At 33.2% G+C, this 14,489-nt stretch carries 15 protein-coding genes; 2 read left to right on the top strand and 13 right to left on the bottom strand.

The annotated features are described in order from the left end of the window. Positions 1–108 precede the first annotated feature (108 nt). Both H0I26_RS12030 and H0I26_RS12025 read left to right on the top strand, forming a co-directional pair. The gene (locus H0I26_RS12030; RefSeq protein WP_218699206.1) at positions 109–1,749 is read left to right on the top strand and encodes an OmpA family protein; all 1,641 of its coding nucleotides are present in this window, start codon (positions 109–111) and stop codon (positions 1,747–1,749) included. 179 nt (positions 1,750–1,928) lie between these two features. Continuing rightward, positions 1,929–2,405, top strand: coding sequence for a hypothetical protein (locus H0I26_RS12025; protein WP_218699204.1), 477 nt, complete (start codon positions 1,929–1,931; stop codon positions 2,403–2,405). A 49-nt stretch (positions 2,406–2,454) separates the two neighbouring features. Here H0I26_RS12025 and bshA read toward each other — a convergent pair whose 3' ends face one another. The 13 genes from bshA to H0I26_RS11960 form a co-directional block, all read right to left on the bottom strand. After that, on the bottom strand, positions 2,455–3,594 hold the full coding sequence (bshA, locus tag H0I26_RS12020) for an N-acetyl-alpha-D-glucosaminyl L-malate synthase BshA (RefSeq protein WP_218699202.1): 1,140 nt from the start codon (positions 3,592–3,594) through the stop codon (positions 2,455–2,457). Positions 3,595–3,646: 52 nt separating this feature from the next. After that, positions 3,647–6,568, bottom strand: coding sequence for a glycoside hydrolase family 3 N-terminal domain-containing protein (locus H0I26_RS12015; protein ID WP_218699200.1), 2,922 nt, complete (start codon positions 6,566–6,568; stop codon positions 3,647–3,649). 121 nt (positions 6,569–6,689) lie between these two features. Next, positions 6,690–8,063 (bottom strand): DUF3570 domain-containing protein, encoded by a 1,374-nt coding sequence (locus H0I26_RS12010; RefSeq protein ID WP_218699198.1) that lies wholly within the window; start codon positions 8,061–8,063, stop codon positions 6,690–6,692. A 12-nt stretch (positions 8,064–8,075) separates the two neighbouring features. Further along, entirely contained in the window at positions 8,076–8,288 is a 213-nt protein-coding gene (locus H0I26_RS12005) for a DUF4266 domain-containing protein (RefSeq protein ID WP_218699196.1), read from the bottom strand. After that, positions 8,281–9,270 (bottom strand): FAD:protein FMN transferase, encoded by a 990-nt coding sequence (locus H0I26_RS12000; RefSeq protein ID WP_256935117.1) that lies wholly within the window; start codon positions 9,268–9,270, stop codon positions 8,281–8,283. The genes H0I26_RS12005 and H0I26_RS12000 overlap by 8 nt, the downstream gene beginning before the upstream one ends. After that, complete coding sequence (locus H0I26_RS11995) at positions 9,260–9,700, bottom strand: thioredoxin family protein (RefSeq protein ID WP_218699194.1); 441 nt, start codon at positions 9,698–9,700, stop codon at positions 9,260–9,262. The genes H0I26_RS12000 and H0I26_RS11995 overlap by 11 nt, the downstream gene beginning before the upstream one ends. Positions 9,701–9,774: 74 nt before the next feature. Then, the gene (locus H0I26_RS11990) at positions 9,775–10,260 is read right to left on the bottom strand and encodes an ABC transporter ATPase (protein WP_101018466.1); all 486 of its coding nucleotides are present in this window, start codon (positions 10,258–10,260) and stop codon (positions 9,775–9,777) included. Positions 10,261–10,273: 13 nt separating this feature from the next. Next, positions 10,274–11,497 (bottom strand): phosphoserine phosphatase SerB, encoded by a 1,224-nt coding sequence (gene serB / locus H0I26_RS11985; RefSeq protein WP_218699192.1) that lies wholly within the window; start codon positions 11,495–11,497, stop codon positions 10,274–10,276. A gap of 50 nt (positions 11,498–11,547) precedes the next feature. Continuing rightward, complete coding sequence (locus H0I26_RS11980) at positions 11,548–11,739, bottom strand: hypothetical protein (RefSeq protein ID WP_218699190.1); 192 nt, start codon at positions 11,737–11,739, stop codon at positions 11,548–11,550. After that, the gene (locus H0I26_RS11975; RefSeq protein WP_101018463.1) at positions 11,739–12,530 is read right to left on the bottom strand and encodes a (Fe-S)-binding protein; all 792 of its coding nucleotides are present in this window, start codon (positions 12,528–12,530) and stop codon (positions 11,739–11,741) included. Before H0I26_RS11975 ends, H0I26_RS11980 begins: the two co-directional genes overlap by 1 nt. A gap of 9 nt (positions 12,531–12,539) precedes the next feature. Then, entirely contained in the window at positions 12,540–12,857 is a 318-nt protein-coding gene (locus tag H0I26_RS11970) for a hypothetical protein (RefSeq protein ID WP_256935116.1), read from the bottom strand. A gap of 4 nt (positions 12,858–12,861) precedes the next feature. After that, positions 12,862–13,050, bottom strand: a complete 189-nt coding sequence (locus H0I26_RS11965) for a hypothetical protein (protein ID WP_218699188.1) — start codon at positions 13,048–13,050, stop codon at positions 12,862–12,864. A 111-nt stretch (positions 13,051–13,161) separates the two neighbouring features. Beyond that, positions 13,162–14,475: a 4Fe-4S dicluster domain-containing protein gene (locus H0I26_RS11960; RefSeq protein WP_218699186.1), complete on the bottom strand. Its 1,314-nt coding sequence runs from the start codon at positions 14,473–14,475 to the stop codon at positions 13,162–13,164. Positions 14,476–14,489: the final 14 nt, after the last annotated feature.

The following is a 14,489-nucleotide window of genomic DNA, read 5'->3' as shown; positions in this document are numbered from 1 at the left end:
GACCGTTAAACTCGCGCTTAATCGATATGATACATTAACTTCTTTAACAAAAATAAGAAAGATAAGTAGATAATTACATTTGTATTATTAACTATTAATATAAAATAAATGACAACAAATCTACTAAACTTATTTAAAGACCAATTATCAGACAACGTTCTAAGCAATGTTTCAAACCTTATTGGAGGTGAAAAAAATGAAACAATACAAAAAGGGCTTATGGCAGCCGCACCAGCACTTTTGGGAGGTATGATGGACAAAGCATCAACTTCTGAAGGCGCGGCTTCAATTTTTAGTTCGCTTGGCGATGGCAGTGAATTGGGTAATCTAACAAACGCATTAAGCGCAGGTGGTGAAGAATCCGAAGGTTCTCTAAATAAAGGATTAGATTTTGTTAAAAATATATTAGGTGATAAAGCCTCTGGAGTCATCGATTTAGTAAGTTCGGTATCCGGAATGGGTAAAGGATCTTCTTCTTCAATATTAAGTGTAGCAGGCTCTTTACTAGGTGGTGTATTAGGAAAACAAAAATCTTCTGGTTTAGATTTAGGAGGTTTTGTTGGAATGTTATCTGGACAAGGAAGCTTTTTAGATAAGTTTGCTCCTGCTGGATTAACCTCTTTATTAGGTTTAAGTTCTTTTTCTGGAATTTCTGATAAATTAGGAGGTTTAGCAACTGGTGCTTTAGGTTTTGCTGGTAATACAGGAAAAGCAGCTTTAGATGGTGCTGGAAATATTGTTGGAGGCGCTACTAATTTAGCTGCTAACGGTGGTAACGCTGTTATAGGTTATGTTGGTAACACAGGAAAAGCGGCTTTCGATGGTGCAGGAAAAGTTGTTGGTGGTGCTGCTGATTTAGCAGGAAGTGCAGGAAAAGCTGGAGGGTCTTTAATTAAAAAGATTTTACCATGGGCAATAGGTATTATAGGACTACTATTAGCTTTCTTTTTAATAAAAGGGTGTGATAGTGATAAATCTATAATGGATAACGTAAAGAATGCAGCAAACGAAACTACAGGAGCTATTTCAAATACAGCAAATTCAGCTGTGGACGCAGCTGGTAATGTTGTAAACAAAACGGTAGACGTAGCTGGTAATGTTGTAGATGCAACAAATAACGCTATTGGTAATACAGTTGACGCTGCAGGGAACGCTGTGGACGCTACAGGAAAGGCTATTGGTAACACAGTTGATGCCGCTGGAAAAGTATTGGATGCTGCTGGAAATACCATTAGTAATGTCGCTGGCGGTATCGTCGATGCATCAGGTAATGTCGTTAATGCATTTGGTGAAACTATCGGAAACTTTTTTAGCTCTGATTTACCTAATGGAACAACATTAAGCATTCCTGAAGGAGGTTTTGAATCTAACTTTTTAAGCTACATAAATGATGGAAAGTTTGAAGCTGGCAAGTATTATGCTTTTGATAGATTGTATTTTAAGACAGGATCTTCTAATTTAGATGCTAACTCAACGAATCAAATTGAAAACGTAGCTTCAATAATGAAAGCCTATCCAAAAGTAAATATCTTATTTAGAGGTCACACAGATAATACAGGATCTGTGGAAGGTAACAAAACATTATCTGCTAGTAGAGCACTCTCAGTTAAAAATAAATTAGTAGAAATGGGTGTTGCCGCATCACGTATAAGTACAAAGGGAATGGGATCTATTGATCCTATAGCCGATAATGCAACTCCTGAAGGAAGATCAAAAAATAGAAGAATTGATGTTTCTGTAGAAAAATAGAGTAATATAGTTAGTTGATTTTGTTCAAAAAGTTGATAAGCAATTGTTTATCAACTTTTTTTTTATGTAAATTATAAATTTCACTTATGAATAATTAGCTTACTTTCGCTTGGTATTTATAACCTGACATCTAAGCTTTAGATATTAACGTATATACATTAACTAATAAATAAATTAACATGAAAAAACAACTTTTGTTTGCTTTTGCAATTTTTGGATTTACAACATTAACTTACGCCCAAGACATCTCTGATAATGCTATTGGATTACGTTTGGGTGATAGTGATGGCTTTGGTGCCGAAGTATCATATCAACGTGCTTTGGGTGACAATAATAGACTAGAAGTCGATTTAGGATGGCGTACAGGTAGCGCTTACGATGGCTTTAAATTAGCTGGGTTATATCAATGGGTATGGCTATTAGATGGCGACTTTAACTGGTACGCAGGTGTTGGTGGTGGTGTTGGTTCATATAGTTTTGACAATAACATGATTGACGATGAAACGTTTATCTTTGCTGCCGGAGACATTGGTATAGAATATAATTTTGATATTCCATTGCAATTATCTTTAGACTTTAGACCTGAATTAGGTTTTGGAAATTATAGCGATGATTTAGATTTTGATATCGCCTTAGGGATCCGTTACAGATTCTAACCAATAGTATTATAAAATAAAAAGCCACCTTTTTTAGGTGGCTTTTTATTTACTTTAAAATCTTACATTTATTCAATGTTTCTTCATAAATAGCTTCATATTGAGGTACTATACGATGAATATCAAAAGTTTTAGCTTGTTCTTTAGCATTAATCTTAAATTGTTTTAATACAGCTTCATTTTTTAAAATATGAATCGCATTTTTACTCATAGATTCCACATCACCAACATCACTTAAAAAACCTGAGAAACCTTCTTTATTAACTTCTGGAATTCCACCTGTATTACTAGATATAACCGGTACACCAGAGGCCATAGCTTCTAAAGCCGATAATCCGAAACTTTCGGTTTTACTTGGTAATAAAAACAAATCTGAGAAACATAATATTCTGTCAATCTCATTACTATTACCAAAAAAGACCACTTTATCTGTAATCCCTAATTTTTCACATAAACGTTCGGCTGGTTCACGTTCTGGACCTTCACCTACCATCATTAGTTTGGAAGGCACTTCTTTTTGAATCTCATTAAAAATATTAATCACATCAGGTATGCGTTTGACTTCCCGCATATTACTTATATGTGTAATAATTTTTTCATCCTCAGATGCCATCATACCACGTTGACAATCCGTAAAACCATGACTAAATTTAGTAATATCTATAAAATTTGTGACGACATTAATTTCGTTTTTAATATCAAATAAACGTAACGTATCATCTTTCAAGCTTTGCGATACAGCTGTAACAGCATCCGATTTATTAATACTAAAAGTAACCGCTGGTTTATAAAAGGGATGACTCCCCACTAACGTAATATCAGTACCATGCAATGTTGTTACAATGGGAACATAAATATTATCTTCTCTAAGCATTTTTTGAGCCATATAGGCTGCATAAGCATGTGGTATTGCATAATGTACATGTAAAACTTCAATGCCATGAAGCTTTACCATATCAACTAACTTACTAGATAAAGCCAGTTCGTATGGTTGATAATGAAACAAAGGATATTCTGGCACAGCTACTTCATGAAAATGAACATTGTTACCTAACAATTCTAATCTTACGGGTTGATTATACGTTATAAAGTGAATCTCATGACCACGTTTTGATAACTCTAAACCTAATTCGGTTGCTACAACGCCACTCCCTCCAAATGTTGGATAACAAACAATACCTATTTTCATGTAATCTTTATAGTTTAGTACTTGGTCTGATTAATTCAAAAAACTTTACAATTTAATCTATAATAGCATCGTAAATGGCTGCCTGAATATTGGTTCTAATGTCTTTACGTAATAAAGTATTAGGTCCTTTAGATGATGGATACGTTCTATTTGCCATAAATACATATACAATTTCCTGCTCCGGATCTGCCCAAGCATACGTTCCTGTAAAACCAGAATGCCCAAAACTGGTCATACTAACACAACCACACGTTGGTCCTGATTCTCCTAATTGTGGTTTATCAAATCCAATACCTCTCCTATTATTACTTTCACAATAGTAACATGTATTAAATTTCTCTAAAGTTTCGCTTTTAAAATACCGTTTACCTCCATAAAACCCTTTTTGTAAATACAATTGCATAATCTTAGCAATATCGTTTGCATTACTAAAAACACCTGCATGTCCTCCAACGCCATCCTGCATAGCTGCTCCCATATCATGTACATAACCCTGTACTTTTTGATAACGGTAATAATCATCATTCTCCGTCGGGACAATTTTACTATTACTGACTTTATTATAAGGGTTATACATCGTGTGATTGGCACCTAAAGACTTGTAAAAATGATCTGCAGTTAACTCGTCCAACCGTCTATCATAATGTGATTCGATATATTGTTTTAATATATAATACGGCAAATCACTATATCTATATCTCAATCTAGATAATAAATCGGTATCCCTAATTCTTGTGTTTATTGAATCCTTATAGTCGTCTCTTAAAAATAATTCTGGAGATACTTTTATAGAGAATCCTTTTGTTTTAGTCTTTCTATAATACTTTGCTGAAGGTTGTTTGGTTTCAGGGTCTAATGTTTTAAAATAAAAAGGAATCCATGGTTTTAACTGTGCATAATGCGACAACATCTTTTTTAAGGTGATGTTTTTTTTATTAGAATTTTTATACAATGGAATAATGTCACCCAATTTAGTCTCTAAAGACACAATGCCTTGTTCTTCTAACTCCATTATTAGAGGTAATGTCGCTACTATTTTTGTTAACGATGCAATATCATAGATATCATCAAATTCTACTGCCTCGTTACCTTCATAAGTATGTTTTCCGAAATTTTTATTGTAAATGACTTTCCCTTTTCTTGCTATAACTAACTGTATTCCTGGGGTCATTTTACCACTTACCGCATAGTTGGCAATAGAGTCAATTTTTTTTAAGGCCTCACTGGACATTCCCACACGTTCCGGAATTGTATAGCCTAATCTTTCTAAACTATTAGCTTGTTTACCATCTCCTACTTTAAAAAACTCGCCTGCAGATACTGGTAGCGTCCCTCGAGCAGGAATAGCTCCAAAAATAAGTTGTGCCGATTTTTCTTGACTTATTTTACTATTCTGATAACTAACAACAACACTTTCAATGTTAGTTACTGATTTTAAATCTAGAAGTGCATACGGTTTAGCAAACACATCAAGAATAACAGTATTTGTTCTCGCTATTTCTTGTAACCACACTAACTCTTTATTTGAAAACTTATAACTCTTCCATGGACTGTCGTTAGACTTATGAAAGCCAATAATCACAGTATTATAGGATTGCAATTTTTTAATTAATTCATCTAAATTATCATCAGAAATTTCATGAACCTTAGTATACTTCTTCAGTTCGTCAACAAAATAAGACCCATCGTCATCACCTAATTTAACATAGGCTATTTTTTTTGTTTCAAGATTTCTAAAAGGAAGTTGGTCATTAGTATCTCTTGCAATGGTGATGGCATTTTCCATTAACATCTCATACAGCGCATCATCTTTGATTCTGTTTAACTCTGGCTCCAAATTATAAATACCAATGGGTTTATAATTATTAAGTCCCACTTTATACTTAGCCATCAGTATTTTTTTTACTGAATGTGCTAATCGTGCTTCTGAAATATCTTTGTTATTATAGGCTTCAACAAATTTATCAATAGCTGTTGGTACATCTCCTGACATTAGCATAACATCATTACCAGCTTTAAACGCTGCCAAATCGATATCACCAGGTGCACTAAAATTAGATGCCCCTTTCATCGTTAAAGCATCTGTAAAAATAAGTCCCTTAAAACCTAAACGTTGTTTTAATATATTGGTTACAATGTTTTCTGATAATGTTGACGGGTATCCATCTCTAGGCTCTAAACTAGGAATATTAAGGTGTGCAACCATAACACTTGACAAGCCTTCTTTTATCAGTTTTTTATAAGGATATAACTCAATAGAGTCTATTCTTTTTTCGTCAAAATCGACCGTCGGTAGTGTTTTATGAGAATCTGAAGAGGTATCGCCGTGTCCTGGAAAGTGCTTCGCATTAGCTAAGACACCAATACTCTGCATTCCTTTCATAAATGCTAAAGCTTTATCTGTAACATTGTCTCTATCTTCTCCAAAAGAACGGTTTCCAATAATTGGATTATTTGGATTAGTATTAATATCTACAACTGGAGCAAAATTAAAATGAACTCCAATACGTTTACAATGTTCTCCTAATTGACGTCCCGTTTGTTCTATTAATTGATTATTCTTAATTGCTCCAAGCGTCATATTCCATGGAAATGCGTAGGTAGAATCTAAACGCATGCTTAACCCCCACTCGGCGTCCATACCAATTAATAATGGTGTTTTGGCAGCCGCTTGTAATTCGTTATTCAATTTAGCTTGTCTAACCGGACCTCCTTTAGAATAAATTAAACCACCTATTTTATTATTTCTAATCAAATTGACAATTACATTTTTTTCTTTCGCAGATTGATCTGAAAAAACTTGAACCATATACAATTGCCCAATTTTTTCTTCTAAAGTCATCGAATCATACAAATCATTCACCCATTTTTTCTGTGCTATAGCATCTTTAGCCAATAATGGATCTGGTGTGTCTTGAGCATGTAAAACACTGGTAAACACTAATAATAAGACGAGGGATTTTAAATATTGCATATACTGAATTTGACTATTTAAGTTGTATTTTAATATACTACTAAAAACTATGCCAAATTAGTACAATTCTTACTATTAATGAAGGACTTTGTGATAGAATTTTAATCGTTTTTTCAACAACTTAATCCATTACAAATTTAAAACCTAATCCAAAGTAATTGGCAGACAATCCTGTATTGCGTTCGTAATTATTATATTTAAAATCGATACTTTTTAATCCTAGTTTCCAGATATGTGTCTTGCTAAAGATATCTGTATAACTTATTCCAAAACCATATTGATTGGCATTAAATTTTGACAAGTCATAATCAGACGTATAAAATTGATCCGTAGATACATTTTGTTCATAAGGTGCAAAATAATCGGCTTCCGTTTGAGTATAATATCTAAATGATGGATATAATGTGACTTTTGATGAAACTTTAATAGGTACTTCTATACTTGCTGTATTGGATTGAATACCCCAATCGTCAAAATAATACCTATAATACGTACGAACCGTGAAGATTTCATTTATATAATAATTAAAACGAAAACCTATTGGAATTTTTAAACGATTATCTGGTAACCGTTCTATATCATCTGCTAATTGAAACACATCCGTATTATTTGAAGACGTATAATTTGGGATATTTGAAGCATTACCAACATAATAGTTGTCAACATCCGAAAAATAAACACGCTGTAAAGGATTACCTAACCATCCTTGTTGACTTACAACATCAAGAAAAACAGAAAATTGTGCATTTTTACTCAAAATTTGAGAAAAACTTAATGATAACGAATAGGTGTTACGTCCTTCATCCTGAATTGATTTATAATTAGCAGGATTATAACCTAGCGTTGTATTTCCGTTTTGATCTAATAGCGTTAAACCACTAAACAAACCACCATTTAAACTTCCACCACTTCCTTCAAAAGCTCTTAATTCTATTGGGTAAACAGGGTTCCAAGTATCCAAATACACTTTAGCACTAACTCCTAAAGTTGTGTTTTTTTCATTATAAAGTTTAGTAAGTCCACCTCCAAATCCAAGTGAAAAATAATCATACTCTGATGCCACCGAGAAATCGGCATTCCAAATCGTATTTCTGTCATCCGAACTATGTGAATAGTCTGCATTTAAATTGGCCCAAAGATCCCCTGATGACGCCCCAGAAGATGTTGACCATGGTGATGCACCATCAGCATCGTCAAAAGGATCTGTATTACTTGATGACGCTGAAGTGTAAGCAGAGAAACCTGCATCCACTGTTAACACATCGTCATCATTCATTGGAACACTTACGACTATGGTAGCTGTTAAATCTGTTAACTCTTCAGTTCCAATCCCCCCTGTTACTGATGCGTTATTTCCTTCTTGAGCGTAATAACTTGTTAAAAAATCAACTTCAGAAGTTTCTAAAACTCGTTTTTTGTAAACCTCAGTTGACTCTTGTTGGGCTATTGTACTTCCAAAGCAAAATAGCAGTATGATAATAATATTATTTTTCATTTAATAGCTTTACTAATTACAACCACAACCTCCACCCGATTTTCCACCATTCGCACCTGCAGCACCTTCACGATACACTTGATACGCCGTTTCAAAACGATCAATCTTTTTTTGAGTTAATATCATATCCGGATCGTTTAAATTTACTTTTTCATATTCCTTAACCATAACACACGAACTAAAAGAGCTCATAACTATGCCCAAAACAATTGCTTTCTTAATCATTTTTTAATGTATTTAATTCTATGTTGTTTGAAGTAATAATGACGTTATCATTATCAATAATAATGCACTCTACGCCATTTAATTGATTGATAAAATCTAATCCTGTGTCTTTGCCCATAACAAAAATTGAAGTCGCTAAAGCATCCGCTAATTCTGCTGTTTTAGTAAAAATAGTAACACTTAATATTCCTGTTGCAGGATACCCTGTTCTAGGATCTATAATATGGGTGTAAAGGACATCATTAAATTTGACATATTTTTCATAATTCCCAGAAGTAACCACTGCACTATTATATACAGGCAACCAAGAAAATACTTTATTTTTATTTAGAGGGTTAACTATAGCCACCATCCAATCTTTTCCATTAGGCTGTTTTCCCCATGTATTTAAATCTCCCGAAGCATTTATGATACCCGCTGACACTCCTTTTTTCATTAATAAAGCTTTAGCTTTATCTGCCGCATACCCCTTACCAATAGCTCCAAAACCGATTTTCATACCTTCTAGTTTCAGGTAGACTGTTTGATTTTGTTCATCTAAAATAATATTCTGATAACCTACTTTTTTGACAGAATTTTTAATAGCCTCTTTTGACGGTATGTCAGTCATCGTGCCATCAAATTTCCAAATTTTATCCATGGATGCATAGCTAATATCAAATGCACCTTTAGTTAATTTAGAAATTTTTAAAGCACGCTCTATTAAATTAAAAAGTGCTTTATCTACCTTAACAGGTTTAATTCCTGCATTTCTATTGATTAAAGACGTCTGAGAATTTGGATCCCAAGAAGATATCAGATTTTCAATTCTACTAATTTCAGTAATAGCACTATTTATAAATGAATCGCCCTGTTTTTGAGAAGAGGCAACAACAGAAAAATCAAAACGACTTCCCATTAATTTTAACGTTTTATTATAAGTCTCTTGACTATATCCAAAAACTGAAACTAAAAGCGCTAATATGACTAACCTATTTTTCAAATGCTGTCAATTTTTTATAAAATAACTCAGGCGTCGTTTTCTCATAGCCTAAATTACCCAAAACTTCACCTTTTGCATTTAAAACGACCACAAAAGGAAAATATCCATTTGGATTATAACTTTCTGCCAATTGGTTGTTATGCTCTTGTAATTCTGAAGATAATTTATTTTGTTTTCTCTTAGGAAAATCTGCTTGTAGCATTACAAAATGGTCTTTAGATAATTTCTGAAAATTGGTAGTACTCCAAATTTCTTTATCCAATTTTATACAGGGCGCACACCAATCCGAACCTTGAAAAACGAGTATGATATTGGTGTTATTTTTAGACGCTAAGCTTTTAGCCTTAGTAATATCAGTATGCCATTCTTGAGAGAATGCCACAGTCGATATTAGGAAAATGACTAAATATAATAATTTAGATTTAAACATATCAAGATTATTTAATTTACAATAAGCAAATAACGTCAATATAGTCTATAAATTGTGTAACAAATGTTACGCCTTTAACTCAAAAAACGGTTATGCCAGCTTTCGCTTGCAGGAACTTCCCAGCTTTCATTTAACTCTTCAATATTAGTCACTAAATTATTAAACACAATGGTATTTTTAGACACTGCTTTTTGTTTAGCCATTTTCCTGAAATCTGTTAACGTTTTGTAAGCCACAAATTCACCTTGCTTGTAAGACACATTCATTTTGTCTAATAAGTCTACTTCGTATTCTTTTTCTAACTGCTGTATAAACAATACAGAAGCATCAATACTACACCCTGTTGCTTGGTTTAAATCCTGATCTAAAGCTATTATTATAAAGCGTTTATATCTAATATCATACCCCGCTTTTAATTCGCCACCATGTGCTGTCCATCCTTCTACAAAGACGTCCAGTTTTGACTTGATTTCTTCTAATTCTAAATCTGAAAATGAACGATTAGCTTGATAAATCCAAACTCTTGACGTTTCTGGTAATGTATTAAAATCTACTAACATTATACTTTTATTGTTATTCTATTAAATCTATATGTCTATCATGATACCCTAATAAGTATAAAACACCATCTAATCCTATACTAGAAATGGCACTTTGGGCATTACTTTTTACTTTGGGTTTTGCATGAAAAGCAATTCCTAACCCTGCTAAATTTAGCATTGGTAAATCGTTTGCTCCATCTCCAACCGCTATGGTTTGACTGATGTCAATCCCTTCTTTTTCTGCAATTTCTTTAAGATATTCTGCTTTTTTATTACCATCTACAATATCTCCTAGATAGCCACCTGTTAAAAGTCCGTCTTTTATTTCTAATTGATTAGCATATACATAATCCATACCTAATTCCTTTTGAAGGTAATGTCCAAAATACGTAAATCCACCTGACAAAATAGCCGTTTTAAAACCGTATTTTTTTAGTGTATCAATCAAACGTCTAGCCCCTTTTGTTATTGGTAAATTAATAGCAACATCGTGCAATACCTCTTCACTCAGCCCTTTGAGAAGCTTCATACGTTGTTTAAAACTTTCGTTGAAATCAATTTCACCTTGCATAGCCGATTCTGTAATAGCCTTTACTTCATCACCAACACCAGCTAATTCTGCCAACTTATCGATAACTTCCGCTTGAATTAATGTAGAATCCATGTCAAAACAGACCAAACGTCTGTTACGTCTATAAATATTATCCTCTTGAAACGCAATATCTACATCCAAATCATGCGATATTTGCATGAATTTTTCTGTAAATTCCGATTTATTTTCAATCTTACCTCTAATAGATAGTTGTATGGATGCTCTAGGGTATTCTGCTTCTGTAACCAGAGATGTACGACCTGTTAATCGCTTTATCGCATCAATATTCAAATTTTTATCTGAAACAAATTTAGTGACTTCAGATATTTGTTCTGCAGTTAATTTGTCTCCTAAAATAGTGACAATGTACCGGTCTTTACCTTGAAGTCCAACCCAATCCTCATAATCCTCTAAAGATATTGGTGTAAACTTGGCTTTTACACCAAGCTCATAAGCTTTAAACAATAAATCCTTTAAAACTGAGGCTGAATTATTTCCTGATTCAATTTCAAACAAAATACCTAATGACAATGTATCATGTATGTTGGCTTGTCCGATATCTAAAACTTTAGCACCATATTGAGACAAAACGTTAGTAAGTCCCGATGTTAATCCTGGTTTATCTTGCCCTGAAATGTTTAAAAGAAATATATCGTTAGTCATAATTATTGGTTTGTTTAAAGACGACCTATCCCGTCAACTTTAAAATTTTCTTATTCGTTTTTCAATTTATTCTTATCTTTTCGATACGTCAAATAACCATTAAGTAATGCAAATAGAACAATATGAAGCACAAATTTAAAAGCCGAAAACGGTTGTTCTTTATAATACTCCCAACCAGCCATCAACACAGCAAATGCTAATCCTGAAATTAAACCATTTATAACATATTTTTTAATAGTCATTATAAACCTTGCGCACTAGCAATTAACTCAGCTATATCCATAACCTTTACTTCGTTTTCTTTTTCTTTGACTTTTACACCGTCCGACATCATAGTCATGCAATACGGACAACCTGTTGCAATAATATCTGGTTTAGTTTCCAATGCATCCTGGGTTCTTAATTCATTAATGTCTAAATTTCCTTTTTCAGGCTCTTTAAACATTTGCCCACCTCCTGCACCACAACATAACGCTGTCGCTTTACTACGTTTCATTTCTTGCAGATTAGCATTCAACACGGACAAAACATCTCTTGGTGCTTGGTATTCTGAATTTGCACGACCTAAATAACAAGGGTCATGAAATGTGATGCGTTTACCTTTAAAGCTGTTGTCTTTTACCTCAATAGTTTTAGAGTCTAATAATTGCTTAATAAACTGCGTATGGTGTATGACTTCATACTTACCACCTAATTCTGGATATTCATTTTTTAGACAATTAAAAGCATGTGGATCACAAGTTACAATGCGTTTCACCTCATAGCCATTTAATACTTCTATATTCATAAAAGCTTGCATCTGAAACAAAAACTCGTTACCTGATCGTTTTGCTAAATCCCCTGTTGCGCTTTCTTCAGTACCTAATACTGCAAAATTAACATTGGCTTTGTTTAAAATTTTAACAAATGCTTTTGTGATTTTTTTTGCTCTATCATCATAACTTCCTGCTGATCCTACCCAGAATAAAATATCTGGAGTTTTACCTTGGCTCATCATCTCTGCCATTGTTGGCACTATAAGTGTTTCGCTCATAATTTGTATTTATTTAATTGCTGAAAAATCGATTTTAGATAATCTGATATAAATAGATAATATCTTAATTCCTTTTTTCATTTTATTTCTTGGATCATCTTGCTCTAAAGCTGCTAACCTTAATGCTTCCAATCCTAATTGTTCTGTTTGTATCTCTGTACAATAATCGCAAAGTACTTTTTTTAAACTAATACTTTCTACTTTACTCTGCTTGTACTTTATCTGTGTAATTATTTTAAACTGAAGTGAATCTTTTTTATAACCTTGTGCTTTAGCCTGACCTAAGCTAAATATTGAGATTACGATTATTAAGATTACGGATTTCAAATAATTATGCTTTTTTATTACGTGTTAAAATAAAAATAATCCCTAACGTCAGCGTTAGACTTCCAAAAAAAGCTGAATATGACCCTGCTATGTTGTAGGTATCCTTGAAAAAAAGTATAAATACTCCAATAACAATAAGTATCAAACCTATAATGACTCTAGTCTTACCTGATACTTTTAAAATAAAACTCATAGTGTTCTTTTTTTGCGTTAGCGGTAGAAATGACATCCTTTTTTTGCTGCCATACATGGCAAAAAAAGATATAATGGATGACGCGACCCTTGTGGTAACGCCCAAATTATACTACTCGTCTTTCCAATTTAAACGGTCCATTTGGTTGTAAGGCCAAGGTGCACCATTGTTTTCGATATTTGTCATCATATTGTTAAGCTCCACTGGTGCAGCACTTTTTTCCATTACTGAATATTGACGCATTTGCATGATAATATTTAATGGATCAATACTTACTGGACAAGCTTCTACACAGGCATTACAACTAGTACATGCCCAAAGTTCTTCATCTGTAACATAGTCCCCTAATAATTGTTTACCATCATCCACGAAAACTCCTTTATTAGCGTCTATATTTTTACCAACTTCCTCCAGACGATCTCTGGTATCCATCATGATTTTACGTGGTGATAATTTTTTACCCGTTAAATTAGCTGGACACTCACTAGTACAACGTCCACATTCTGTACAGGTATAAGCATTTAGAAGGTTTACCCAACTTAAATCTTGTACATCACTTGCTCCAAATTTTTCTGGAACTGCATCTTCTTCTCCTTCTGGTGCTGCTGCAAATGGATCAGCATCAGGATCCATCATCATTTTTACCTCTTTAGTGACTATCGGATTATTAGGAAATTGACCTTTTGGAGTTAATTTACCATAATACGTATTTGGAAAAGCTAATAGAATGTGTAAATGCTTAGAAAAATACAGATAATTTAAAAATGTTAAAATACCAACGATATGCAACCACCAAGCACCACGCTCAATAATATGTAATGTTGCTTCTGACAAACCACTAAATAAGGGTGCTATAAATTGACTGATAACATTTCCTGAATTATACCCTTGAAATATCGTGTCTGTAGCATTCATTACTAAAAACAAGCACATTAAAACAACTTCAAAATATAAGATAATATTACCATCTGATTTTGGCCACCCCTTCATCTCTGCACTCATAAAACGTTTTAGCTTTATAACATTACGTCTTATCCAAAATAGGATTACTGATACTAAAACTAACAGTGCTAAAACTTCAAAACTTCCAATTAGAAAGCCATATAAAGCTCCTGGTAAAATGGAATGTCCTATTCTATGCGTTCCAAATAGACCATCTATAATAATTTCTAAAACTTCAATATTTATAATTACAAATCCAACGTAAACTACAACGTGTAAAAATCCAGCGATTGGACGTTTAACCATTTTGCTTTGTCCTAAAGCAATGTATGCCATGTTTTTCCAACGCTGTGGTTTGTTGTCTGAAACATTTAAATCCTTACCTAGTTTTATGTTTCTGACTAATTTTCTGACATTATTTGCAAAATAACCAATACCTGCTGCAAGTATGATAGCAAAAATTATATTTGGTATGTATTCCATTTGTTTAGTTAGTT

This window comes from Olleya sp. HaHaR_3_96, from assembly GCF_019278545.1.
Lineage (GTDB): Bacteria > Bacteroidota > Bacteroidia > Flavobacteriales > Flavobacteriaceae > Olleya.
This window is presented reverse-complemented; position numbering and strand designations above follow the sequence as displayed.